Raw genomic sequence first — 24,212 nt, forward strand, 5'->3', positions numbered from 1 at the left:
CATGAACAAGGGGCACTGCATGAAGCAAGGACTATGGCGCGCATCCTGATCGTCGGAAACCACACCTGCGGCAATCGTGGCGATTGCGCGATCCTGCGCGGCCTGCTGGAGTGCCTGGAAGACGTGTTGCCGGAAAGCCGGATCGACGTCACCAGCCGCTTCCCGGTCAGTTCCGCGTACCTGCTCGGCCGGCCGTTGCTGACCGACACGTTGAACAGCTACTACCAGGAGGCGGGCAAGCGGCGCTTCGGCGCCGTCCGCCCGCTGCTGCTGCGAAGGCTGGTGCCACGCCTGTTGCACGCGCACCTCAACCGCCGCTGGTGGGCGCGCTGGCTTCCGCTTCCCCGGCGTCATCGCGAGTACATCGAATCGCTGAAAGCGTACGACCTGGTGATCCAGGTGGGCGGCTCGTTCTTCGTCGATCTCTATGGCGCCACCCAGTACGATCAGATCAGCTGCGCCCTGCTCGCAGGGCGGCCCACCTACCTGATCGGGCACAGCGTCGGCCCCTTCCAGCACGCGTTCTTCCGCAAGGTCTCGCAAGACGTGATGACACGGGTGGATGCGCTGGCCTTGCGCGAGGAAGTCAGCGCGCGGCACATGCAGGACAGCGACATCCCACAGGACAAGGTGCGCTGGGCCTCGGATACCGCTTGGCTGGTGCATCCGGGCGAACCGGTGGCGGTCGACGCCGCACGCCCGACGGTCGCGGTCACCTTCCGCGAACTGGCGCCGTTCGACAAGCGGCTGGGCGTAACCCAGGCCCAGTACGAGACCGCCTTCGCCGAACTGCTCGACGCGGTGATCGAAGCGGGTTACCGGATCGCGGCGTTCTCCACCTGCACGGCGATCGACGGCTATCCCAAGGACGACCGCATGATCGCACTCAAGGTACGTGCGCGTCTGCGCCATCCCGAGGCCTGCCACGTCGAGATGGACGAACTCAACGACGTGGAACTCGGCCAGAGGCTGGGGGCCTGCGTCCTGACGATCGGCACGCGCCTGCACAGCGCGATCATCTCGATGAACTTCGGCACGCCTTCCATGGCGCTCAACTACGAGCACAAGTCCGAAGGCATCATGAAACGCCTCGGCGTGGACGACCTGGCGATGCCCGTGCCGTCCCTGCTCGACGGCAGCCTGCGCGCCAAGGTGCTGGAACTGCTCGACGATGAAACCCTGCGTCCGAGGGTGGCGGCCGCGGTGGCCCGCGAGAAGGCGTTCGCCCGGGAGTCCCTGCTCTCCACGCTCGCGATAGGGCCGTGATCATGACGATCCTGTTCGTCCTTCCCGAGTTTCCCAAGTATTCGGAAACCTTCGTGATCGACCAGATCGTGGGTCTGCTCGACCGCGGCTTCGATGTGCGCATCCTCGCCATCAGCCGCGGCCCCGTGCCCGCACCCGGCGATATCGTGGCGACCCGCGGATTGATGGAGCGCGCCACCTTCATCTTCGACCATTCCGCCAGCGCGTCACGCGGCTGGCAGATCCTGCTGCAACGCCTTCGCCAGGTGGTTCCGGGTTTGCCGAGCCCCCGGGTGCGCCGGGCCTTGTCGGTTCGCCTGTACGGCCATGCGGCGAAGTCGCTGGTTCTGGCGGGCGCGGTGCGACGGCTGCGCGAACCGCTGAAGGCGGACGCGATCATCGCGCACTTCGGTCCCACCGGCGTGCTCGCGGCGAACCTGCGCGCGCTGGGCCTGATCGAGGGGCCGATCTATACGGTGTTCCACGGCTACGACCTGTCGCGGCACAGCGTGCTCGCGCGCCACGCCGACGATTACCGGCGCCTGTTCGCCAGCGGCGAGCGGATGCTGCCGATCAGCACGCGCTGGCAACGCAAACTCGAGGCGCTGGGCTGCGCGCCGGAGAAGATCCAGGTACATCGGATGGGCGTCGACCTCGACAGCTTCCGTTTCCAGCCACGCGCGAACGACGCGCCATCGCCGTCACGGCCCTTGCGCGTGTTGAGCGTCGCGCGGCTGGTCGAAAAGAAAGGCGTGACCTATCTCTGCGAGGCCGTGGCACGGCTCGCGAAGCGCGATGTCCCGGTCGAACTGGAAATCGTCGGCGACGGTCCGCTGCAACAGGAACTGGAACGCTTCGTGGCGCGGCACGGCCTGGAGCAGCATGTCTTCATTCGCGGCCGCCGCGACAAGGCATACGTGCAGGCCGCACTGCGCCGGGCGGACGTGTTCGCCCTGCCAAGCGTCACCGCCGCGGACGGCGACCAGGAAGGCATTCCGGTGTCGCTGATGGAGGCCATGGCCAGCGGCGTGCCCTGCCTGTCCACGGTGCACAGCGGTATCCCCGAGTTGATCGAGGACGGCCAGTCGGGCTGGCTGGTACCCGAGCGCGACGTGGATGCCCTGGCCGACAAGCTCGCCCGTATCCAGCGGGGCGAATACGACTTGCCGGCGATCGCCGGAAGCGCGCGCGCCACCGTCGAAAGCCGCTTCAACCAGAGCCGGTTGCACGACCAGCTCGCCGCGCAATTGGCCTAGGAGCACGTACCGATGCCCTCCGCCAGACGCGATGCCCTATGGACCGTCGGTTCGACCGTCGTCAGCGCGGCGAGCCAGCTGCTGCAGATCGCGGTGCTGGCCCATCACGTCGATGCGCATCTGCTGGGCGCGCTGGCGATCGTCAACGTCGTCAACGCGATCGCCACCTTGCTGCAGGACATGGGCCTCAGCAGCTACCTCATCCATAGGCAAAGCATCACCCGCCACGAGCGCACCTCGCTGTACATGATCAGCGCGGGGCTCGGCCTCATGTCCGCGCTGGTGCTGTTCGGCATCTCCTATGCCGTGGCCTATTTCTATGGCTCGGACGTGCTGGGCCACCTGTTGCGGCTGTCCACGGTCAATTTCGTGCTGCTCGGGTTGGCCGCGCAATACCAGGCAAGCCTCATCAAGACCTTCCAGTTGCCCCGGCTCGCGCGGATCGAGGTGATCGGGCGCCTGTCCGGCCTGGCCACCTTGTTGCTGCTGGTGCTCCAGTTCGGCGCGTCGATCGAGGCGGCCGTGTACGCGATGATCGTGAACAGCCTGGTACGCCTGGTGTGTTTCGTGGCCGTGGCCGATCGCGACTGGCATCCCGGCCGGGGCTACGACCGTGGGATCATCCGCCAGGCCCTGCGCTATGGCGCGTTCCAGCTCGGCTCCCAGGTCATCAACCAGCTGCGCAGCCAGGCCGACCAGATCATCCTCGGCAAATTCCTCGGCCTCGCCTCGCTCGGCGTGTATTCGCTCGCCAAGGAACTGGTGCTGCAGCCGACCAAGCTGATCATGCCCGTGGTCCAACGGCTCGCCCTGCCCCGGCTGGCGACGCGCCAGGACGATCCGCTGGCACTGCGGCACGCCTATCTGGTGGGACTGCGCGGGGTATCCGTATTCAGCAGCGGCGTGTTCATCATGCTGGCCGTGTTCGCACCGCCCGCGGTGACGATCCTCTACGGGCATCGCTACGCCGGCGTGGCCGAACTCATCCCGCTGATGCTGCTGTTCGGCATGCTGCGTCCGCTCGGCTCGCTCATCGGAGCCCTCAGTCAGAGCCTGGGCCGTTCGGATATCGAGTTCGCCTGGAACCTGAAGATCGGTGGCGTCACCTTGCTGGTGAGCGTGCTCGGCGCGCTGTCACGCTCACTCGAGGTCATGGCGGTGGCGCTGGCGATCAGCCAGCTGCTGGCCACGGTGCTGTCGTACTACTTCTTCTCCTCGAAGATCATCAGCCTCACCGCGCGTGAATTCTTTCATTCCTGGACGGTGGAGACTTTCGTGCCCTACGCCTTCCTGATGCTGGCCGTCTTCATCTACCAGGGTGACGACTGGAAGGCCAGCGCGGTACGCCTGGCGCTGGTGACGCCGCCACTGCTCTGGGTGGTTTGGCGAGCCCGGCATACGCTCCTGAACCGGCATCCACAGACCCATCGCATCCAAGGAACGAGGCCGACATGACACCCCTGGTGAGCGTATACATCCCTACCCGCAATCGCTCGGCGCTGCTTCGCCGGGCGATCGACTCCGTGCTGGCCCAGACCTATCCGGAGATCGAGGTCCTCATCTGCGACGAAGCCTCCACCGACGACACCGCCGAGGTGGTGGCCGACTATGCGCGCCGCCACCCCGGCAAGTTCACCTACCTGCGTAATGAAACGCCGCAAGGCGCATGCCGCGCGCGCAACCGCTGCATCGAACAAGCCATCGGCACCTATGTCACCGGCCTGGACGACGACGACCTGTTCCATCCGCAGCGCATCGAATGCCTGGTGGATATTTATCGCCGCCACTCCCCGTCGTTCGCGTGCAGCCGCTTCAAGTATTTCCAGGACCCGGCGCAGATCGAGCGCTTGCGCGAGCACCGTTACAGCGAGACGGAACTGGCCAGGGCGGACAAGCTCACGCTGCCCGCGCTTCTGTACGCGAACCTCGCCGGCAACCAGGTGCTCACGGAACTGTCGCGCATGCGCGAGCTGGGTGGTTTCGACGAGTCGATGCCTTCGTGGCAGGACTACGACATGTGGATACGCCTCGCCGACCGCTACGGCACGGCCGTGTGCACGCGGCAGCTGCTTTCCTTCGTCGACGACGACCGCTCACGTGCGCGCATCCGTAATTCCAGCCGGCGCGCCGAGGGCAGCGAACGCTTCATCGCCAAGCACGCGCGGCTGATGAACGCGGACCAGAAGCGCAACCACCGCAACATCCAGTACGTGATGAACCGGCAGCGGCCGTCGTTGGGCGAAATCGCCCGCAACATTTCCCTGGGAGGATACAAGTCGACCCTGAAGGTGCTTCTGCACAAGTTCTTCGGCGTGGCTATCGGATGACTCGCATGACGATGCGGATCAACCGGACACGCGCCGCCGCGGTCACGTTGATGGCCATGCTCTTCGTGCAGGTGCCGCTGACGCACAGCACGAGCAGCAAGTCGCATGTCAACGTCTATCACCTCCTTCTGCTATTGATGCCGCTGCTTTACCTGCCCGCCGTTCGCTACCTGAAGCTGAACCCGGCGACGGCGTTCATCGCGACGATGATGGGTACCTCGCTGGCGGCGGCGGCCACGTATGGCGGCGGCATGCGCTCCACGCTGATCGTGTTCGTGGCCATGGCGTATTTCCTGGGCGTGGTGTTCGGCCGCAAGTTGCACGATGTGGAGCTGCGCAAGATCTTCGTCTGGATACTCGGCTGCTGCATCGTCTTCATCATCCTGCGCGACGCCATCTACGCGGGACAGCTCGGCGCGGTGTACGCCCGTAGCGAAGGGGCCTCCGGCATCCTCTACATGTCCACGGGCGGACGCAACATCGAGGCCAGCCTGCTGGCCCTGCTCTCGATCCTCCTGCTGGGCACCCGCGTATACCCCATCGCCGCCGGCATCGCGTTGCTGACCAGCGGGATGATGCTGTCGCGCGCAGGCCTGCTCGGCGCCGCGGTCTCCATCGGCATCGCCGCCTACCGCACGCGCAAGACCCGCCACTACTACCTGTATACCTTCCTCGGCGTCGCCATGATGGTGCTGATAGGCGGGCTGGTGCTGTCGTCGGTCATCGACATCCCCGTGCTCGATCGCTTCAACCTCCAGGCCGAGACGCAGCTGGAGCACAAGAACGTGGGCCGCCTGGCGCTGTGGAACAGTGCCGCCGCCGCGCTGGAGCAGAACCTGCTGGGCTATGGCGTGGGTAACGGCGTGCCGCTGATGGAGCAGATATCCGGCCTCACCTTCGTCGAGAACAATGTCCACAACATCTACCTGCAATTCCTGCTCGAAGGTGGCGTGCAGTCACTGTTGCTGTTCCTTGCGCTGGTGGCGCACATCCTGCTCCGGCCGGCCGAAGGGCAGCAACGCAACATCAAGGCCTTCCTGCTGTGTTACCTGATGCTGGCCTTCATCGAGTTCAGCGGGTACGAGGCCTATTTCTGGTTCTTCGTGGGCATGTTCTATGCGCGCACCGACGCGCGGCGCGCCCAGGCGCGGATCGATGCCACCGCCCGGAAGGCATCCCCGCTGTCGCCACCCCACCCGGACCCGACCCATGCTTGACGATTTTCGTGCCGACGTCCGCCGTCTCCGATCCCTGCCCGGCTACCGGGGCATGGTGTGGTGGATGCTCGACCAGTCCTTCTGGGTGATCCTCTGCTATCGGCTGATCGCCACGGCCCGGGGCACGCCCTTGCACACGCCGTTGCGCGTGCTGGAGAAGGTCGCCGAGTTCATCTTCAAGTGCTACCTGCCGACCACCGCCACGATCGGCCCGGGCCTGGTGATCTATCACGCCTTCGGCATCATCGTGAATGGCAAGACCTCGATAGGCGCCAACTGCACGATGTATGCCCGTGTGTGCATCGGCAACCGCTGGCCGGGCGACGGCACCCCGGTCATCGGCGACAACGTCATCATCGGGACGGGCGCATGCATCTTCGGGCCCGTGGTCATTCCGGACAACTTCGTGGTGAAGGCCAACGAGGTCATCACCCCTTCCTCGCTGCGCGGCAGCACCGACCGTTCTTCCCCTACCACGCCCCCCGCAGGAGCATCGTCATGAACGCCGCCGACGTGAGATTGTCGATCATCATCATCACCTGGAACGAACGGGAGAACCTCGAGCGCTGCCTGCTCTCGCTGATGGACAAGGTGGACTTCGAGCGCGACGAGGTGATCGTCGTCGACAACGGCTCGCGCGACGGCAGCGCGGAGTTTGTCGCCACCTTGCCGCAAATCCGCTACTTCCCTCTGGAGCGCAACTTCGGCGTGGGCCCGGCGCGCAATCGAGGGCTGTTCCTGGCACGCGGCAAGTACTGCATGACCCTGGACAACGACACCATCTTCCTGACGGAAGACCCGGGCGCCATCGTCGATACGTTCTTCCAGGCGCATCCCGACGCCGGCGTGGTCGGCTTCCAGCTGCTCAACGTCGACCGCACCCGTCAGGATTCGACCCGGCGTTTCCCGCGTTTCTACCAGCCGATCGCCGCTCGCGTTCCCATCAGCCGCCAGCTCGGTTTCGTCAAGCGTGAACTCGAGCGGCACCTGATGCTCGACACGTGCTTCGACGATAGCAACGACCCTCTCGAGGTCGACTACGTGCTGGGCGCCAACCAGACCTTCACCAAGGACGTCGCGGCCCTCCTGATGGGCTACGACGACCGGATCTTCTTCGGCCCGGAAGACGCGGAGTTCTGCGTGCGCACGCGCAAGATGGGCCTGCGCAACTACTACAGCCGGAAGATCTCCATCGTGCACGACTACAAGCGGCGCACGCGCAAGTTCTCGAAGCTGACCATCAAGCACCTCGCCGGTTTCGCCTACATGCTCAAGAAGCATGGCGGCGTCTACCGCTATTCATTGAGCGAGCGTCGCTGACGCCGGGAGGTACCGCATGCATCGTCGAACCTTTCTTTGCCGGTCGCTGTGGGCGGGTGCCGCCCTCGCCTCGCTGCCGCTGGGCGAGGCCTTTGCCGCCACCGCGGGCAAGCGCTATTACGTGGATGGCACGGCGGGAAACGATCGGCATGACGGCGCCAGTCCCGGCCAGGCCTGGCGGAGCCTGGACAGGCTCAACCAGGCGAGCTTCGGCCCCGGCGACACGATCCTCTTCAAGCGCGGTGGGGACTATCCCGGTGTCTTCCAGCCGAAGGGTTCGGGCCGCGACGGGGCGCCCATCGTCGTCGATGCCTACGGGGAAGGCGCCCCGCCCCACCTGCACGCGGACGGCCGCGCCCCTTCCACCGTACGCCTGCAGAACGTCGAGTACTGGACCTTGCGCAACCTGGGCATCTCCAACCAGGGTCCACAACCAGGGGCCCGCCGGACCGGCGTGCACCTGTTCCACCAGGATTTCGGCATCGCCCATGGCATCGTGCTGCAAGGCCTGCACATCCACGACATCAATGGGTCGTCCCTCAAGCAGCAAGGGGGCGGCAGCGCCATCCTCATCGAAGCGAAGGGAAAGGGCCGCCCCACGCGCTACCAGGATCTGAAGATCGTCGACAACACGATCGAGCGCAGCGAGCGCGACGGCATCCTCTTCCTCGCCGCCGGCAACCGCACCGGCGGCCTGGCCACGGGGGTGATCGTGCGCGGGAATCGCATCAGCGAAGTGCCCGGCGACTGCATCCTGGTCAAGGGCTGCGACGGCGCCCTGGTCGAGCGCAACACCGTCAGCCGCTGCGGCGAACTGCCTCGCGGCGAGGCGGCCGCCGGCATCTGGCCGTTCGACTGCGACAACACCCTGATCCAGTACAACGAGGTCAGCGACCACAAGGCCTACGCCGACGGCCAGGGTTACGACGCCGATTTCCGTTGCCGCAATACGGTGATCCAGTACAACTACAGCCACGACAATGCCGGCGGCATGGCCCTGGTCTGCAACGACGGCCGTGGCGGCGACAAGATAGGCAATACCGGAACGATCGTGCGCTTCAACGTGAGCATCAACGACGCCCTGCGCAAGACCGGCAGCGCTTCGCTGCGCATCTCGGGCCCGGTGGACGGCAGCCAGATCTACAACAACATCATCATCATTCCGCAGAAGCCCATCGCCGACGCCGAGGTCACCGTGTTCAAGGCGACCAGCTGGAAAGGTGTACCGAACAGCACGGCCATCCACGACAATATCGTCGTGGCACCGCGTACCCCCGGCGTGGAGATGCAACTGGCGACACAGACGAAACTCGGCGAGAACCACTTCTACGCCGGCAAAGGCGGCGGAACGTCCTTCACCAAAGCCGACGACGCCATGCTGGACCGCTTCAGGACGCACCGCCCGTCGCTCGCCCAAGTCAACGCGCTGGTCAAGGCATGCTTCGCCAACGGCAAGCCCGTGCCCAACGCGCTGGATCTCATCGCGCGACTCACCTGACCCGGGTTCGGGTCAGCCCGTCGCGCCTTCCGCCGGGCGGGCGTCGCGCGCTCGGCGTGCCGCCAGCATTTCGATGACACGCTTGCCCAACGCCTGGCCCGGCACCTCGACGAAGCGATAAGTCACGCTCGACACCAGCACCGTACCCGCCAGTGCGAGCACCGCCGTGGCCACGAAGTAAAGATCCGGGCTCAGACGGTCACCGGCGTGCACCGCCGCGAGCGCCTTGCGCGCCACCTGCAGCATGAAGAAATGGGTCAGGTAGCCGCTGAAGCTGATCTTGCCGATGTGCTGCAGCGGACGATTCACCAGCCAACGGTAGGGCTGTCGAAAGAGGCACAGGGCCAGCAGCGCGAAGGCCGCCGCGTACACGAATACCACCCGCGGATCGTCCAGCCACTGTGGCGCGAGTGCCAGGACGGCCACCGAAAGAACGAACCAGCACGCATTGCGCCAACGGTCGCCCTCGCGGAAGAAAACCGACAGCTTTCCGGCGTGGCCGAACATCACGAAATAGGCGCAGATGCCGAACAGGAAGACGGGCAACTGGTTGGGCAGCCATACGAACACGTAGCGCTGCCACAGCTCCGCGTCGTCGATCGGCGGGTGGCGAATCAGCCATGGCCACGTAAGCACCGCGAGCAGGAGGAACACCGCCAACGCGGCCAGCGCGCGCGGGAAGCTGCGCAGCGCCAGGAACACCAGCGGAAAGACGATGTAGAACGACATCTCGACGCCGATCGACCAGCCCCCGGGGACCACGTCGTTGGCGCCCAGCAACCAGGCCGGGCTCCATCCGTTGGTGAAGCTCAGCGTGCCGAGCACCGTGCCCAGGGGTGGCAGCGCCTGCCCTTTCATCAACACCGGGGCCAGGCAATACACACCGAACGCGAGGTAGAACATCGGCGCGATGCGGAACACCCTTCGCACGTAGAAGTTCAGCCACGGCGTGTCTTCCCGGGTGCGCTTGCCTGCCGAGAGGAATAATGTCAGTGCGCTGACCACGAAGAACAGCTGCACGCCGCGTGCGCCCTGTGCCGCGTAGCGGCTGAGCCACGGCGACATCAGCGCCTGGTGGCCCATCGCCTGGTAGATTTCCACGTTGCGCTGCGCGTGGCTGACCAGCACGCCGACGATCGCCAGCCCGCGCAGCGCATCGATGAAGTCGAGCTGAACTTTCGGTTGGGCCTGCACGGTCAGAAACGCGGCTGCAGGTGCCACTGCCACGCACTGGCAAGGATATCGTCCAGCACCGTGATCCGTGGCTGCCAGCCAAGACGCTTGCGGGCTTGCAGGCTCGACGCCACCAGCGTCGCGGGGTCGCCAGGACGGCGGGGAGCGAATGCATGTGGCACCAGCCGTCCCGTGACGCGTTCGGCGGCGGCGATCACCTCGCGTACGCTGAAACCCTCGCCGTTGCCGAGGTTGAACGTGAACGCGCCTTCGTTCTCTTCCAGGAACTGAACGGCCAACAGATGGGCCGAGGCAAGATCGTTCACGTGCACGTAGTCGCGTACGCAGGTGCCGTCACGCGTGTCGTAGTCATCGCCGAACACCTTCAGGGCGGCGCTCTGGCCAAGCACGGCCTTCAACACGTTGGGAATCAGGTGGGTTTCCGGGTTGTGCGCTTCTCCGATCGATGCCGAAGGATCGGCGCCGGCCGCGTTGAAGTAACGCAATGCCACCGAGCGCAGGCCATACGCGCGGGCCGCATCGGCGAGCACGCGTTCGATCATCAGCTTGCTCTGGCCGTACGGATTGATCGGGTCGGTCGGGTGCGACTCGTCGATGGTGTCGCTCCTGGGATGTCCGAACACGGCCGCTGTCGATGAAAAGACAAGGCGATGGATGCCTGCCTCGCGCATGGCGGCCAGCAGGACCAGGGTGTTTCCCACATTGTTTCGGTAGTACTGGTAGGGGTCGATGACCGACTCGCCGACCAGGGACCGCGCGCAGAAGTGGATCACCGCGTCGAACTTGTGCGTGGCGAACAAACGCCACAAGGTCACCGCGTCGCCGATATCGCCATGGACGAACGGCACGTCGACATCCACCGCTTCACGGTGGCCTGTCGAAAGGTCGTCGTAGACGACCACCTCGTGCCCGTTCGCGACCAGGTATCGCACCATGTGCGAACCCACGTATCCCGCGCCGCCACAGATCAGAAACTTCAAAGATTGCCTCAGTTCGCGATTGGAATGATGGGGGAACGCGGCCGGGCCGCGTCCCTAGCCGGTCTCTTCACTGGCCGCGCTGGCCGTAGCCGCAGGCATCGAGGGGCCGGCCGGAAGCGGCGCCGATGCGTTGGCCTCGCTGTGGATGAAGCCCTTGAAGATGGTCAGGAAGATGATGCGGAGATCGAACGCCAGCGACCAGTGGTTGATGTAGTAGAGGTCGTACTCGATGCGCTTCACCAGGTCCGTATCGCCGCGCCACCCGTTGATCTGGGCCCAGCCTGTGATGCCGGCCTTGACCAGGTGCTTGTGCATGTAACCGGCGATCTCGCCCTTGAACTTCTCGACGAACATGGGCCGCTCGGGGCGTGGGCCCACGATGGACATGTCGCCACGAAGCACGTTGATGAACTGGGGCAGTTCGTCGAGGCTGGTTTGCCGGATGAATCGCCCGAAGCGCGTGGTCGTCTTGCTCTGCGCGCCACCCCACTGGACGCTCTTGTTCTTCTCCATGTCCACAGGCATGGAACGGAACTTCAACATCTCGAATTCCTTGCCGTCCAGACCGACGCGGACCTGCCGATAGAGCACCGGGCCGGGGCTGGAAAGCTTTACGCCGATCGCAAGGAACAGCATCAGCGGGCTGATCATCAGCAGGATGGCGCCGGCGATGATGCGATCCTCGATGGCCTTCAGGATCCACGCATGCCCATGCAGCGGGCTCTCGCGAAGGGTGACCAGGGGCACGCCCGCGCAGTCTTCCATGCGGTGGTTGATCAACTGCCTGCCCAGCAAGTCCGGCACGAACTTCACCGTCAACACGCGCTCGTCCATGCGATCGAGCACGTAGCTGATCGCGCGGTTCGCGCTCACGGGCAAGGCGACCAATACCTGATCCCACTCGCCACGGTCGAGGATTTCATCAAGATGCAGGAGCGAACCGGCCAGCGGCACACCCGGTGGAACGCCGTGGTCGTGGCTCGTCTTGACGTATGCGGTGATCTTCATGCCGAGACCGTGGTTGTCCTCGACCTGACGAACCATGTGGATGCCCGCCTCGGTGGCACCGATGAGCAGGCAGCGTTTCATGCCGATGCCACGACGGTGCAGATAACGCAACGAAAGCACGGCTACGAGTCGCACCGACGCCATCAACACGAGACCAAGCATGAAAGTAAGCGATACCCATCCGCGCGAGTAAAGCTCACCGACCTTGAGCAGGTAACCGAGCGCGATCATGCCCGCGAACGCGCTGGTCCACGATGCTGCTATGCACAAGAATTGGCTTACGGGACGCTCGCCAAGGGGCTGTTCATAGACCTTGAAGACGATCGAGGCCGCCAGCGTCATGAGCAAGAGAATAATCAGCGCGACAGCGTATACGCTGCTCATGCTGAACGTATCGAAACGGACGAAACAGGCCAGGTAGGCCGCGGCGATCACGCAAAGGGGATCGGCGGCACGCAGCTCGAGATCCAGTAACGCGTTGAATTTTGTCAGTTGCATGACATGTACCCTCTGCCGACGCGACAACGTCCGGCCATGCCGGCGTGCCCAGGTACGTGCCCCCTGTAGGGCCGCCATGTCCTGTTCCTAGGAATCCGGATGGCCCAACACGTTTTCGACCGAACCCCGTTGAACGCCGGGTCCGGCCTGAAAGTGTTCGAACTTGCTTGTTGCGATGATGCATGCTGCATCGCGACGAAAATGCGGGCAATCCGGCAGCGCCGATTCTGCGGGGCGTGTCACAAAAACAGTTGCCGGGAACACCTGTTCAGCTGATTGCCTTGACCATCGACGATGGATGGCAGTGAATGCAATGCGTACTGCGCGCACTCGCGTGCATTCATGAATGCGTTCATGAACGCATATCCGCATGCGGTACATACCCTTCCCCATCGCACGGAGAAAACGCCAGTGAGACGTCTACTTTTTGCATGCACCATCCTTGCCATCGCGGCACCGTTATGGGCGCAGAGCCAGCGGCAGCCAAATGAAGCCAATCCATCGAACAACCCGCAAAACAGCCCGCAAAACCCACGTGTAGCAACGCCGAACCAGGCACGCCAGGCCTCGAAGGGCACCCTCACGCCCGCACGCGTCGGTCCTGGTGCCGCCGCCGTGGCAGCCGCTGCCGGTGCCACCGCGAACGACACCAACGGCACCGGCAACGATGGCACGGGAGGTACGGGAGGCACCGGCGGCACGGGCGGAACCGGTGGCACAGGCGGAGCGGGAGGAACGCATTGATCTCCATGAACAGCTGTCTGGACGTCTAAATGTCCAATAACGTTCCAGTACCGTTAATAATGGATCGGTTTAAGTACGTCGACGGCGTCCCGCCATGCGGCGCCTCGATTGAAGGACCCCGTAAACGATGAAGTTCCTGCCGACTCTCGGTCTGGCCGGGTGCTGTCTGTTATTACATGCATGCATCCTGGCGCCCGGCCAGCACATGAAAACCGGCGAATTGAACGACAAGGAAAGCGCAACGGGCAGCCGCTACCAGCTGGTCCCCATCACGCCGAAGCTGATCGCGATGGACCGTGCCAGCACGGTCGCCCCCGGTATCGACCCCGCCCTGACCGCCTACCGGCCAGACTCCTATCGCATCGGCCCCGGAGATTCGCTCTACATCACCGTGTGGGAGCATCCGGAGCTGACCTCGCCCGCCGGCTCGCAGCAGCAGACTGCCGCGAATGGACGCCTGGTGCGCCCCGACGGCACATTGTTCTACCCCTATGTCGGCCTGCTCCATGCCTCTGGCCTTACGGTGGAAGAACTGCGCGTGGCGATCACCGATCGCCTGACCAAGTACGTCGAGAAGCCACAGGTCGACATCAGTATCGTCAGCTACGCCAGCCAGAAGGTCACCCTCGGCGGTGCCTTCGTGAAAACCGATCCGCAAGACATCACGGTGACACCGCTGACGCTCGCACAAGCGGTGGGCGCCGCCGGCGTCAACGCGCAGCTGGCCGATCTCTCCGACGTGGTGCTGCGCCGTGACAACCACGAATACCACCTCGACCTCGACGCGTTGTCGCACGCGCAACAGGGTCCGCAGGACATCTATCTGAAGGGTGGCGACAGCATCTACCTGCCGTACAACGATCGCCACGAGGCGTACGTGATCGGTGAAGTGCTGCGTCCACAGGCCATCTCGTTCAAGACCAGCGACCTCAGCCTCACACAGGCCCTGGGCCGTGCGGGGGGCCTCAACCAGACGAGCGCCAAGGGCAAGGCCGTCTATGTGATTCGCGGTGTCGAGGACATGGAAAAGGCGCCTGCGACGATCTACCAGCTCGATAACACTTCGCCCTCCGCCTTCGCGGTGGCATCGAAGTTCTCGGTCAAGCCAGGCGACGTCGTTTTCGTCGGCCCCGCCGGGATCACCCGCTGGAACCGTTTCATCAGTCAGCTGCTTCCACTGTCCGGCCTGATCAGCAACGCGGCCAACGCCCAGTACAACCTGGATCGCGATAGCCAGCTTTGACAGAGGCGGCTGGCTCCACATTTTCTTGCTAAACAGGCGATACAGATGAAGGTCACTATTTTCGGCACCGGTTATGTTGGGCTGGTCACGGGTGCCTGCCTCGCGGAAATGGGCAACCATGTGGTTTGCGTGGATGTCGACCAGGCCAAGGTCGATGGGCTTCGCAACGGCGTGATTCCCATCTTCGAGCCCGGTCTGGAGCCGATCGTCAGGCGCAACTACGCTTCGGGCCAGCTGGACTTCACGACCGATCCCGCACCGGCGATCGCACACGGCGAGCTCATCTTCATCGCGGTGGGCACGCCGCCGGACGAGGACGGCAGCGCCGACATGAAATACGTGCTGAGCGTGGCGCGGACCATCGGCGAGCACCTCGACCGCTATGCGGTGGTCGTCAACAAGTCCACGGTGCCGGTCGGCACGGCCGACCGTGTGCGCAAGGCAATCGACGATGTGCTGGGTGAACGCGGCGCGGCGGTCGACTTCGACGTGGTCTCCAACCCCGAGTTCCTGAAGGAAGGCGACGCGGTGGAGGATTGCCTGCGTCCCGACCGCATCGTCGTCGGCTCGTCCAGCGAGCGCGCCGTGGCCCGCCTGCGCAAGCTGTATGCGCCATTCAACCGCAATCACGACCGCATGGTGGTGATGGATGAACGGTCGGCCGAACTGACCAAGTACGCCGCGAACGCGATGCTGGCGACCAAGATCAGCTTCATGAACGAGATCGCCAACATCGCCGAGCGCGTCGGCGCCGATGTCGAACTGGTGCGCCAGGGCATCGGTGCCGACCCGCGCATCGGCTATCACTTCATCTACCCGGGCGCCGGCTACGGTGGCTCGTGCTTTCCGAAAGACGTGCAAGCGCTGGAACGGATCGCACGTGGCCACGGCTACGATGCGCGCCTGCTCGGAATGGTCGAGGCGGTCAACGCCCAACAGAAGACCCGCCTGTTTGCGCAGATCCAGAAGCATTTCGATGGCGACGTGGCGGGCAAGACAGTCGCGCTGTGGGGCCTGGCCTTCAAACCCAACACCGATGACATGCGCGAGGCGCCGAGCCGCCGCCTGATGGAAGCATTGTGGGAAGCCGGCGCCAAGGTACGCGCCTACGATCCGGAGGCGCGTGCGGAAACGACGCGCATCTACGGCGAACGTGACGACCTCGTCCTTTGCGACAACGCGTACGACACCCTGCAAGGCGCCGATGTGCTCGCCCTTGTCACGGAATGGAAAGCCTTCCGCAGCCCCGATTTCGCGCGCATCGAGGCCGTGCTGAAGAACCCGGCGATCTTCGACGGCCGCAACCTCTACGATCCGCGCGTGGTCGAGGACGCCGGCATCGCCTATTACGGCATCGGCCGCGGCCGTTCGCTGCAGCGCTGAAGGGCACGGTGTTCGCGCTGCGATACCTTTCCTTCGGCGGACTGGCTCTGGTGCTGGCGGTTGCGGGTGGCTGTTCGTCCGTATCGCGGGGCAGCCTCGAAGCGATTCGCCTCGCGATGCATGGCGAAAAGGTGGAGCCGACGGCCGCATCGGTCGCCGCCACGCCGTACTTCCAGCTCCAGGTGAATGGACCGGAGGGCGAGGCCATCCTCGTCCTCGCCAAGGCCGAGCACGGACAGCTCGGTTGGTACGGCACTGGCAACGATATCGTGTTCACTCGCGACGGCGTGGTGGTGAAGACCGTCGGTCTGCCGCGGAACCTCGACGATTCGGCCTTCCCGGCCGGCAATCCATTCAAGTCAGGGCTGCAACGGTTGAACGGGCCGCTCGACTACACGCGACGGATGGACTGGTCGCCAGGCTACCGTTACGGCGTGGTCGTGCAGGCCCATCTCGAACCGAAGGCGCTGGAGGACGTGGAGATCCTCGGCACCGTCCGTCATTTGCGACGCATCGACGAGCAACTCAGCGTGCCCGGCCTCGGCGCGCACATGACCAACCGGTACTGGGTGGACCCCACCGACGGCTTCATCTGGAAAAGCAGGCAGTACATCGCTCCCGGCGTCCCGCTCGAACTGATCCAGTTGCGGCCCTACCGGGAGGACGCGTCATGAATCGCACCTCCCGTCTTTTCGGCCTGCTGCTGTGCGCGCATGCGCTGCCGCTGATGGCGCAGACAGCGACGATCCAGGTCACCGCCGAAGGCGCGGTAGGCCAGGCCGGTTCTGCCACCTATCCCTCCGATGCGCGGCTTTCCGCCGTGGCCGAAGCCGCACGGGTCGATCCCGAGGCTTATATCCTTGGCGCGGCGTGGCTACAGCCCGCATTGCAGCGCGACCAGTTGCGCCTTCGCGCCGGCATCGATTACGAACTCGGCGCCATCCGCCGGCAGGCGCTTGGCGGCGGGAACATGCCCCTGGCCGAAACGGCAGCGACGTTCCAGGCCTGGGTCTCGGCGCGGCCGATCACCGGCCGCCGCATCGGCGTGGCGCTGGACCCCGCACGGCTCGCGGTGACGCCCACCGAGGACTGGCCGGTGCATGCCGGCGATACCCTGTTCTATCCACGGCGACCCGTGGACATCCGCGTTGTCGGCGCAGTGGACAAACCATGCCGACTGCCACACGTCCCGTTGCAGGACGCACGGCGCTACCTGGACAGCTGCCACGCGTCCGCTGCCGCGGACCCCGACCTGATCTACGTCGTGCAACCCGATGGCGCGGTCTTCGCCCAGAACATCGCCTTGTGGAATCGCGACACACCGCGACCGCTCGCGCCGGGCGCATGGATCTACGTGCCGTTCGACCGGCATGCGATCGCCGGCGCGGCCGATGAGACCTTCAACCGCGATGTCGCCGACTTCATCGCGACCCAGCTCCTGAGCGACGAGGGCTGGCGGTAATGCGCACGCCACGCATGCCACGGCTCGCCATGCGGCGAACCGCGTTGCAGGGTTGCTGCCGCGCGGGCTTCGTCCTGTGGGCTGGCGGAGCCACCGCCCTCCACGCGCAGGAAGCCTATACGCAGAGCGATTTCGGTGGCGTCGGCCTGCTGCAGACGCCGACCGCGCGGATGGCACGCGAAGGCGAGTTCAGCTTCGTCCTCAGCCGGACGACGCCGTACACCAACTACAACGTGTCGATGCAACCGCTGCCGTGGCTGGAGGCTTCCTTCCGTTACACCAATGTCAGCAACCGGCTGTACGGACCGCGTTCGCTCAGCGGAAGCCAGACCTACAAGGACAAGTCGATCGACGCGAAGGTAAGGATCTGGGAGGAAAGCCGTTGGTTGCCCGCCGTGGCGGTGGGCGCCCGCGACATCGGTGGCACGGGCTTGTTCTCCAGCGAATACGTGGTGACCAGCAAGCGCGCCGGGCCGTTCGACTTCAGCCTGGGCCTGGCCTGGGGCTACATGGGCGCGCGCGGCGACATCGCCAATCCCCTGAATTTCATCAGCAGCCGGTTCGAGACGCGGCCCACCAGCAGCACCGGCACCGGTAACTTCAGCACCAACAAGTTCTTCCGTGGACGTCCCGGCTTCTTCGGCGGCATCGAGTACCGCTCGCCCTGGCAATGGCTGCTTTTGAAGGCGGAACTCGACGGCAATGACTACAAGCACCAGCCGCAGAACAACAACCAGCCGCAACGCTGGCCGGTCAACCTGGGCGCCGTGTTCCGCCTGAATCGCAATGTCGACCTGACGCTGGGATACGAGCGCGGCGAGGTGGCGACCGCGGCGATCAACCTGCATACCAACCTCGCCACCCACGTCGACCCACCAAAGACGTACGATCCCAAGCCCGAGCCGGTGGCCTTCGAGTCCACGCCGGCCGAAGCGCCCCCGGCCAGCCCGGCCTCGGCCAACCCGCCCCCCGCCAACGCTGTCACCGCCAACCCGGCGACGCGTACGGCGCCGGAACAGGTGGACTGGCCGGAGGTGGCCACCGCCTTGCGTGACAACGCCGGCATCAACGTCAGCAGCATCGGCCGCCGCGGTTCGGAACTGGTGATCCACGGCCAGCAGGACCGGTTCTTCTACAGTGCCGAGGGCGTCGGCCGCGCCACGCGTATCATCGACAACCGTGTGGATCGCAGCATCGACTGGCTCACCGTTGCCAGCGAACGCAACGGACTGAAGACCGTGGAAACCAGCGTGCACCGGCCGCGTTTCCTCGAGTTGCTCGACCACCGCATCGACCTTCCCACGTTCCGCCGCAGCGTGGAACAAGACCCGGTGACGGTGCGTGAGGAAGAAGTACTTTACCGCGCGCCACTGAAACGCTTCAACGGCGGCTTCTCGCTCGGCTACCAACAGAACCTGGGCGGCCCCGACGCGTTCGTCCTGTACCAGGTGTACGGCGCGGCCTCGGGCACGTTCAACTTCACCCGCAACCTGTGGCTGGACGGCGTCGTTTCGCTCAACCTCTTCAACAACTACGACAAGTTCAAGTACGACGCGCCCAGCAACCTGCCGCGCGTGCGCACCAACCTTCGCCAGTACCTCACCAGTTCCGACCTCACCCTGCCGAACTTCCAGCTCACCGGCACGCACCGCCTGGGCCAGGATCTCTACGGCATGGCGTACGCCGGCATGCTGGAAAGCATGTATGGCGGCGCCGGCGGCGAAGTGCTGTACCGTCCCTTCGGCGAGCGCTGGGCGGTGGGTGCGGACGTGAACTGGGTGAAGCAGCGTGGTTTCGACCAGGATTTCTCGTTCAGGCGTTACCACGTCATCACCGGGCAGGCGACCGGCTACCTGGATACCGGCTTCCATAACGTGACCCTGGCGGTGAGCGTGGGCCGCTATCTCGCCGGCGATTGGGGCACCACCATCGACGTGTCGCGCGAATTCGCCAATGGCGCGCGGATGGGTGCCTATGCGACGGTCACCAACAAGTCGGGCAGTTCCGGTTACGGCGAGGGCAGCTTCGACAAGGGCATCTACGTGTCGATCCCGTTCGACATGCTTCTTCCACACTCGTCACGCAGCCGCGCCACCCTGCTCTGGCAACCGCTGATCCGCGACGGCGGCGCGCGCCTGAACAAGCGTTACACGCTGTACACGCTGACCAGCGACCTGGACAGCGACCTGTTCGACAAGAACCTCGGAAAGATCAGCGAATAGCTAGAGGTAACGCAGCCAGCTGTCCACGCCACGATCGATCAGGCCGTACACGTGTTCATAGGCGGGACGCTGCTGGCGGTACGGGTCGGGAATGTCCTTGCCCTCCACCCAGCGATCCAGCAGGAACACCTTGCCGCTGACCTCCGGCGCCATCCGGCCGATGGCGGCGACATGGCTTTTTTCCATCGCGAGGATCAGGTCGGACTGGCGCAGGAGCGCGGTATCCAGCTGGCGGGCCCGGTGCGGCTCTCCATCGATGCCCTGCTCCCGCAATAATTGAAGCGCGGTCTCGTCCATGGGATAGCCCGTCATGGCGCTGAGGCCGGCGCTTCCGATCCGCACGTCGCGGCCTTCGCCCAGCCGATGACGCAAGAGGTATTCCGCCGTGGGGCTGCGGCAGATGTTGCCTACGCAGGCGATAAGTATCCGTTGGAACATAGGTACTGCAATACTCCTGGCTCGAGGCAATCATAGACGATGACTACGCCGCACATGATAAGGATCGAAAGCGACGCATGACGATATGGACCGCCATCACCAGCTTCGGCGACAGCGCGTTGCTGCTGCCGTTGATCGCATGGATCGCGATCTGCCTGCTGCTGCCCACGCCAGGGTGGCGCGACGCGCGACGCTGGGCGATCGCGGCGGCGGTATGCGGCGGCGGCGTGATGCTTTCCAAGCTGCTGTTCATGGCCTGGGGTATCGGGCCACCCGGCCTGAACTACACCGGCTTCAGCGGACACACCGCACTGGCCATCCTGGTATGGCCCACCCTCGCGGGCGTCCTTTCCCTGGGCGGCACACGGCGCCAGCGCCTGTCCATGATCGGGATGGGCGCGTGCATCGGCGCGGCTGTCGCGGTCTCGCGCCTGGTGTTGAAAGTACACAGCCCATCGGAGGTCTGGCTGGGCGCGATCCTGGGCGCCGCCGTGGTCACCTGGTTCCTGCGCGGTCTGACGCCGCACGAGGTCACCGCCAGGTCCGCCGACCCGTGGCGCCTCGCCCTGCTCGGCGGCGGCGCCCTGGCGATCGGGCTGGTTTGCTATGGCCGGGTGTTTCCCTCGCAGCACGTGTTGCAGGACATCGCCTTGTGGCTAAGCGGCCATTCCGGCGTGTTCACACGGCGCGTGGAGCTGGGTTGATCGAGCGCATGGTTCAGGTGGATGGTGGAAGCGGGATATCCCCCCGCGCCGACACCAGCCGCAGGAAGGCCTCGCGCTGGTACCGGCTCATGCGGAGCTTCTGGCCCGTATCCATCGTCACCACGTGGTGCCCGTTGAACCACGGGTGGATGGCCTGCACCCGGCGCACGTTGATGATGGCGGACCGATGGACCCGGGCGAAGTGCTTCGGGTCCAGCCGCTCGGCCAGGCTAGCCATCGTTTCGCGCATCTCGTGCACCCCGTTCATCAGGTGGATCTCGACCGCGTTGCCGTTGGCCTTGATCCAGACGATGTCGTCGACATCGATGAAGGTGACCTGGTCGCGGGTGCGGATGGGAATGCGGTCGAGGTAACCCTCGCGCCGACGCAATGCTTCCAGCACCTGCTGGATGGCTTCGCTGCCCGCGGCGCCCGTGCTCGACGCACTAGGCGCCGCCAGCCTCGTTTTCACCCGCTGCAGCGTCTGCACGAAGCGGTCGCGGCTGAAGGGCTTGACCAGGTAGTCCACGGCGTTGGCTTCGAAGGCGCGCACGGCGTAGTTCTCGAAGGCGGTGACGAACACGGTCGCCGGCATCCTCGCCGGACCGATCGCGGCCACCACGTCCATGCCATCCATACCAGGCATCTGGATGTCGAGGAAGACCACGTCGGGCGAATGTTCGCGGATCGCCCGCACCGCGGACAGCCCATCACCATATTCGCCCGCCACGTGGACCTGTGGATCGTCGGCCAGCAGGCGAACGATGGCGCGCCGTGCGATCGGCTCGTCATCCACGACGAGGGCGGCGATGGTCATACCGTGTCGATCTCCGGCGATTCGTCCATGTCTTCGATGCGCCGGAACGGCACATGGATGCGGCAAGCGACGCCTTCGGGCCAGAGCATGTCCAGACGCACGTGCCCCGCATCGCCGTACAACTCGTGCAGGCGCAGCTGCGTGTTCGAAAGGCCCACCCCATGGCCCTTGCGCGCACGGCTTCCTTCGCCGTTCTCCAGGGTACTGTTGCGGTTGCGCACCTCGATGCAGAGGCGATCGCCTTCCCGGCGGCTCTCGATCTCGATCACGTCGGTGCCTATCCGCTCACTGATGCCGTGGTGGATGGCATTCTCCACGATGGGTTGCAGGATCAGGCTCGGCACCGCGCAATCCAGGGTGTCCGGCGCGACGTAGATCCGTACCGTCAGGCGGTCCTTGAAGCGCATGCCCTGGATGCCGAGGTAGAGATCCAGCAGCACGAGCTCGCGCCGAAGGCTCACCTCCTGGCCATCGTAATCCTCAAGGAACGCACGCAGGAGATCGCTCAGACGCAACAGCATGTCCTCGGCGGATAGCGTGTCTTCCTTGAGCAGGGTGGCGATCGCGTGCAAGGTGTTGAACAGGAAATGCGGCTGCAATTGCGACTTCAGTGACTGCAAGCGCGACTGGGCCAGTTCGGCGGCCATGCGGCTCGCCTCCATCTCGCGACGGTTCTTTTCCTCACGAAACTGCAGCGCTTGCTGGATCGCGAACAACGACCAGTACGTGAGCAGGCCGGTGGCGAAATGCTGGCCTAGGAACTGTCGAAATTGCTCGGCGAAGGAGCTGGGTTCGAACGGGGAGGAAATCAGGGCGCCGATGAAGAGCGACAGCATCGTGACACCAATGCTTGCCGCGATGGGAACGTACAGGTCACGCCACCGGGCCACGCCGATGACTGGATATCTCGCCGCCAACTCGAACACGGCGGGCGCCAGGGCAGCCCAGGTGTACCACTGGATCATCGACCAACGCAGGTAATCCGTGGCGTCCCACGTGTGCCCGGACAGCTCGTCACGCATGTAGTGCTGCACGGCGAAGACGACGACCACGATCGTCCACAAGGCGATATAGCGGCCCCATCCGATGTCGGTCGTACCGAGGCGAAGCTTCATCACAGCGTATCCGAGGGAAGAGCGAGGCCATCTTAGACGCAGTTTCCAGCGGGGGAGAAGCATTCCTTTCGCCATCTACGATTCGCCCCGGCCCTCCTACGATTCGTCCCGGATGCGTTGTCCTGGCGACTCGCGCGAGGGCCAGATAGGGGCGTCATCGACCGGCTCAGGAGAGTCCCATGTCATCGATCCGCGCCACTCTTGCTGTCTTCGCCCTCGCCACTGTCGCGTCCACCGCGAGCCTAGCCGGAGACCTCACGAGACTGCCGGTGGAAAAACGCGAGGTGAGCCTGTTCACCGTGGTCAATGCCACCTTCGACAGCGTGACCGGGCTGGCCACGGCGCCAGCGAACTCTCAGGCCTTCGAGGATGTCAGGCTAGGCACCGCCCTGCCCGGCGGCCTCACCTCCGCCACCGTGCGCCTGCCGCCGGGGGACTGCCTGCGCGATGTGCGCGTCACCTTCCAGGGTGGACGTAGCCAGGTCTTCCCCGGCGTGGATGTCTGCCGGTCGCACGGCCTGCGCCTGGGTACGCAACCGACCTAGGTGCGTCGCCGGCGTGCGGCGGCTACGCTAGCCGATCTTCATGGAACCGCCGGCGCCCGATGACACGACCCGACCCCCAGAGCGACGCCGGCCAATGGCTCGACCGCTTGCTCGAAGCGCGTGCCGCCGAGGCGCAGGCGGCCCACAACACGGCGTTGGCCGCCGACGAGTTGCGCCGATACCAGAAGTTCGCCCGGCCGGGACAGCCTTCGGCGCACATCGTGCAACTTCGGCAGAAACAGGCGGCGGCGCGTCAGGCCAGCGCGCGTTCCCGGCAGGCCTTCCTCAAGGCGGCCATGGAATTCGTGCGCACCGCCGGCCTCACGCCGCCGCCCAGGACATCGCTCGATGCCTTCGTTACAGCGTGGATCGACACGCACGTGGCGAAGCACGGCGACTGAAGCAAGGCATCCTGCCCGCGCCTCAACGCGCGGGACAATCGTCCCGGCTATTGTCCGCGATGCCGGAGATCAGCCAGCGGCCGTCCATGCGCACCAGGTTCACCGCATCCGTGCCGCAATGCTTGACCGCGCCGTTCACCAGGAACTCGTAAGGCGCCCAGACGATGGCGATGTCACCGTCGATGCGCACCAGCGGATCGTAGATACGCTCCTCGATGCGGTCCTTGCCCGGTTTGATGTGATTGGCGAAATCGGCAAGGGTCATACGGACGACCTTGCCCTTGCGCAACAAGGCCACGCTTCCCTCGGGCTGCACCGCGGCCAGCATGGCCGCGCTATCGTACTTCGCCATCCCGTCGAACAAGGCCTGTATGGGCGCCAATACGGCGGCCTCCTCCTTCGTGGCGGCATGCGCCGGCAGCACAGCGAAACCCACGAACGCCGTCATGGCGGCGACCAGCGACCCAACCTTCATGCGATGCCCCTGTCTTCAGGATATGCGCCATCCTAAGCCGATTCGCGGGCCGGAGCGTATGTGTCGGTGGTCACGCTTTCATCGGCTTGACGGCAATGCGCGTACAGTCGAGGCCATACC

Annotated in this window: 25 protein-coding genes; 18 read left to right on the forward strand and 7 right to left on the reverse strand. The window is 64.9% G+C overall.

Annotated elements, in window-relative coordinates; translation table 11 throughout:
• Positions 1-33: 33 nt before the first annotated feature.
• From wcaK to J2T07_RS02590, 8 genes are read left to right on the forward strand one after another with little or no spacing between them, the layout of a single operon-like run.
• Positions 34-1,266: a colanic acid biosynthesis pyruvyl transferase WcaK gene (gene wcaK / locus J2T07_RS02555; protein WP_306846999.1), complete on the forward strand. Its 1,233-nt coding sequence runs from the start codon at positions 34-36 to the stop codon at positions 1,264-1,266.
• 2 nt (positions 1,267-1,268) lie between these two features.
• Complete coding sequence (locus tag J2T07_RS02560; RefSeq protein ID WP_306847000.1) at positions 1,269-2,501, forward strand: glycosyltransferase; 1,233 nt, start codon at positions 1,269-1,271, stop codon at positions 2,499-2,501.
• Positions 2,502-2,513: 12 nt separating this feature from the next.
• On the forward strand, positions 2,514-3,956 hold the full coding sequence (locus J2T07_RS02565; RefSeq protein ID WP_306847001.1) for a lipopolysaccharide biosynthesis protein: 1,443 nt from the start codon (positions 2,514-2,516) through the stop codon (positions 3,954-3,956).
• Positions 3,953-4,828: a glycosyltransferase family 2 protein gene (locus J2T07_RS02570; protein WP_306847002.1), complete on the forward strand. Its 876-nt coding sequence runs from the start codon at positions 3,953-3,955 to the stop codon at positions 4,826-4,828. Before J2T07_RS02565 ends, J2T07_RS02570 begins: the two co-directional genes overlap by 4 nt.
• 5 nt (positions 4,829-4,833) lie before the next feature.
• Complete coding sequence (locus tag J2T07_RS02575; protein ID WP_306847003.1) at positions 4,834-6,045, forward strand: O-antigen ligase family protein; 1,212 nt, start codon at positions 4,834-4,836, stop codon at positions 6,043-6,045.
• Positions 6,038-6,547: a serine O-acetyltransferase gene (locus tag J2T07_RS02580; RefSeq protein ID WP_306847004.1), complete on the forward strand. Its 510-nt coding sequence runs from the start codon at positions 6,038-6,040 to the stop codon at positions 6,545-6,547. The genes J2T07_RS02575 and J2T07_RS02580 overlap by 8 nt, the downstream gene beginning before the upstream one ends.
• On the forward strand, positions 6,544-7,365 hold the full coding sequence (locus J2T07_RS02585) for a glycosyltransferase family 2 protein (RefSeq protein WP_306847005.1): 822 nt from the start codon (positions 6,544-6,546) through the stop codon (positions 7,363-7,365). The genes J2T07_RS02580 and J2T07_RS02585 overlap by 4 nt, the downstream gene beginning before the upstream one ends.
• Before the next feature lie 16 nt (positions 7,366-7,381).
• Positions 7,382-8,863, forward strand: coding sequence for a right-handed parallel beta-helix repeat-containing protein (locus tag J2T07_RS02590; protein ID WP_306847006.1), 1,482 nt, complete (start codon positions 7,382-7,384; stop codon positions 8,861-8,863).
• 12 nt (positions 8,864-8,875) lie between these two features.
• Here the strand turns inward: J2T07_RS02590 and J2T07_RS02595 are convergent, their stop codons facing one another.
• From J2T07_RS02595 to J2T07_RS02605, 3 genes are read right to left on the reverse strand one after another with little or no spacing between them, the layout of a single operon-like run.
• Positions 8,876-10,084, reverse strand: a complete 1,209-nt coding sequence (locus tag J2T07_RS02595) for an acyltransferase family protein (protein WP_306847008.1) — start codon at positions 10,082-10,084, stop codon at positions 8,876-8,878.
• Positions 10,060-11,037 carry a UDP-glucose 4-epimerase GalE gene (galE, locus tag J2T07_RS02600; protein ID WP_306847009.1) on the reverse strand — a complete coding sequence of 326 codons (978 nt, stop codon included), beginning with the start codon at positions 11,035-11,037 and terminating at the stop codon, positions 10,060-10,062. Before galE ends, J2T07_RS02595 begins: the two co-directional genes overlap by 25 nt.
• 54 nt (positions 11,038-11,091) lie before the next feature.
• Positions 11,092-12,543, reverse strand: a complete 1,452-nt coding sequence (locus J2T07_RS02605) for an undecaprenyl-phosphate glucose phosphotransferase (RefSeq protein ID WP_306847010.1) — start codon at positions 12,541-12,543, stop codon at positions 11,092-11,094.
• A 182-nt stretch (positions 12,544-12,725) separates the two neighbouring features.
• Here J2T07_RS02605 and J2T07_RS02610 point away from each other — a divergent pair, with 182 nt between their 5' ends.
• The 7 genes from J2T07_RS02610 to J2T07_RS02640 all read left to right on the forward strand — a co-directional run bounded on the left by J2T07_RS02610 (position 12,726) and on the right by J2T07_RS02640 (position 19,597).
• Positions 12,726-12,851 carry a hypothetical protein gene (locus J2T07_RS02610; protein WP_306847011.1) on the forward strand — a complete coding sequence of 42 codons (126 nt, stop codon included), beginning with the start codon at positions 12,726-12,728 and terminating at the stop codon, positions 12,849-12,851.
• A 103-nt stretch (positions 12,852-12,954) separates the two neighbouring features.
• On the forward strand, positions 12,955-13,287 hold the full coding sequence (locus J2T07_RS02615; protein ID WP_306847012.1) for a hypothetical protein: 333 nt from the start codon (positions 12,955-12,957) through the stop codon (positions 13,285-13,287).
• A 205-nt stretch (positions 13,288-13,492) separates the two neighbouring features.
• Positions 13,493-14,530, forward strand: coding sequence for a polysaccharide biosynthesis/export family protein (locus J2T07_RS02620; protein WP_306847013.1), 1,038 nt, complete (start codon positions 13,493-13,495; stop codon positions 14,528-14,530).
• 45 nt (positions 14,531-14,575) lie between these two features.
• Positions 14,576-15,913, forward strand: coding sequence for a UDP-glucose dehydrogenase family protein (locus J2T07_RS02625; protein WP_306847014.1), 1,338 nt, complete (start codon positions 14,576-14,578; stop codon positions 15,911-15,913).
• An 8-nt stretch (positions 15,914-15,921) separates the two neighbouring features.
• Entirely contained in the window at positions 15,922-16,587 is a 666-nt protein-coding gene (locus J2T07_RS02630) for a YjbF family lipoprotein (RefSeq protein ID WP_306847015.1), read from the forward strand.
• On the forward strand, positions 16,584-17,375 hold the full coding sequence (locus J2T07_RS02635; RefSeq protein WP_306847016.1) for a capsule biosynthesis GfcC family protein: 792 nt from the start codon (positions 16,584-16,586) through the stop codon (positions 17,373-17,375). Before J2T07_RS02630 ends, J2T07_RS02635 begins: the two co-directional genes overlap by 4 nt.
• Positions 17,375-19,597, forward strand: coding sequence for a YjbH domain-containing protein (locus J2T07_RS02640; RefSeq protein ID WP_306847017.1), 2,223 nt, complete (start codon positions 17,375-17,377; stop codon positions 19,595-19,597). The genes J2T07_RS02635 and J2T07_RS02640 overlap by 1 nt, the downstream gene beginning before the upstream one ends.
• Here the strand turns inward: J2T07_RS02640 and J2T07_RS02645 are convergent, their stop codons facing one another.
• Positions 19,598-20,035, reverse strand: a complete 438-nt coding sequence (locus J2T07_RS02645) for a low molecular weight protein-tyrosine-phosphatase (RefSeq protein WP_306847018.1) — start codon at positions 20,033-20,035, stop codon at positions 19,598-19,600. It abuts the gene before it with no gap.
• A gap of 77 nt (positions 20,036-20,112) precedes the next feature.
• On the opposite strand from J2T07_RS02645, the gene J2T07_RS02650 reads away from it, so the two are divergent.
• A complete protein-coding gene (locus J2T07_RS02650) occupies positions 20,113-20,739 on the forward strand; it encodes a phosphatase PAP2 family protein (protein WP_306847019.1) in 627 nt (208 codons plus the stop codon).
• 13 nt (positions 20,740-20,752) lie between these two features.
• Here the strand turns inward: J2T07_RS02650 and J2T07_RS02655 are convergent, their stop codons facing one another.
• Entirely contained in the window at positions 20,753-21,556 is an 804-nt protein-coding gene (locus J2T07_RS02655; RefSeq protein ID WP_306847020.1) for a LytR/AlgR family response regulator transcription factor, read from the reverse strand.
• Positions 21,553-22,671 (reverse strand): sensor histidine kinase, encoded by a 1,119-nt coding sequence (locus J2T07_RS02660; RefSeq protein ID WP_306847021.1) that lies wholly within the window; start codon positions 22,669-22,671, stop codon positions 21,553-21,555. Before J2T07_RS02660 ends, J2T07_RS02655 begins: the two co-directional genes overlap by 4 nt.
• A gap of 179 nt (positions 22,672-22,850) precedes the next feature.
• Here J2T07_RS02660 and J2T07_RS02665 point away from each other — a divergent pair, with 179 nt between their 5' ends.
• Both J2T07_RS02665 and J2T07_RS02670 read left to right on the forward strand, forming a co-directional pair.
• Positions 22,851-23,216, forward strand: coding sequence for a hypothetical protein (locus J2T07_RS02665; protein WP_306847022.1), 366 nt, complete (start codon positions 22,851-22,853; stop codon positions 23,214-23,216).
• 59 nt (positions 23,217-23,275) lie between these two features.
• Complete coding sequence (locus J2T07_RS02670; protein WP_306847023.1) at positions 23,276-23,617, forward strand: hypothetical protein; 342 nt, start codon at positions 23,276-23,278, stop codon at positions 23,615-23,617.
• A gap of 22 nt (positions 23,618-23,639) precedes the next feature.
• Here the strand turns inward: J2T07_RS02670 and J2T07_RS02675 are convergent, their stop codons facing one another.
• On the reverse strand, positions 23,640-24,092 hold the full coding sequence (locus J2T07_RS02675; protein ID WP_306847024.1) for a nuclear transport factor 2 family protein: 453 nt from the start codon (positions 24,090-24,092) through the stop codon (positions 23,640-23,642).
• Between the last annotated feature and the right edge of the window lie 120 nt (positions 24,093-24,212).

Origin of the sequence: Luteibacter jiangsuensis (assembly GCF_030812295.1) — a bacterium.
In the GTDB taxonomy this organism is placed as follows: domain Bacteria; phylum Pseudomonadota; class Gammaproteobacteria; order Xanthomonadales; family Rhodanobacteraceae; genus Luteibacter; species Luteibacter jiangsuensis_A.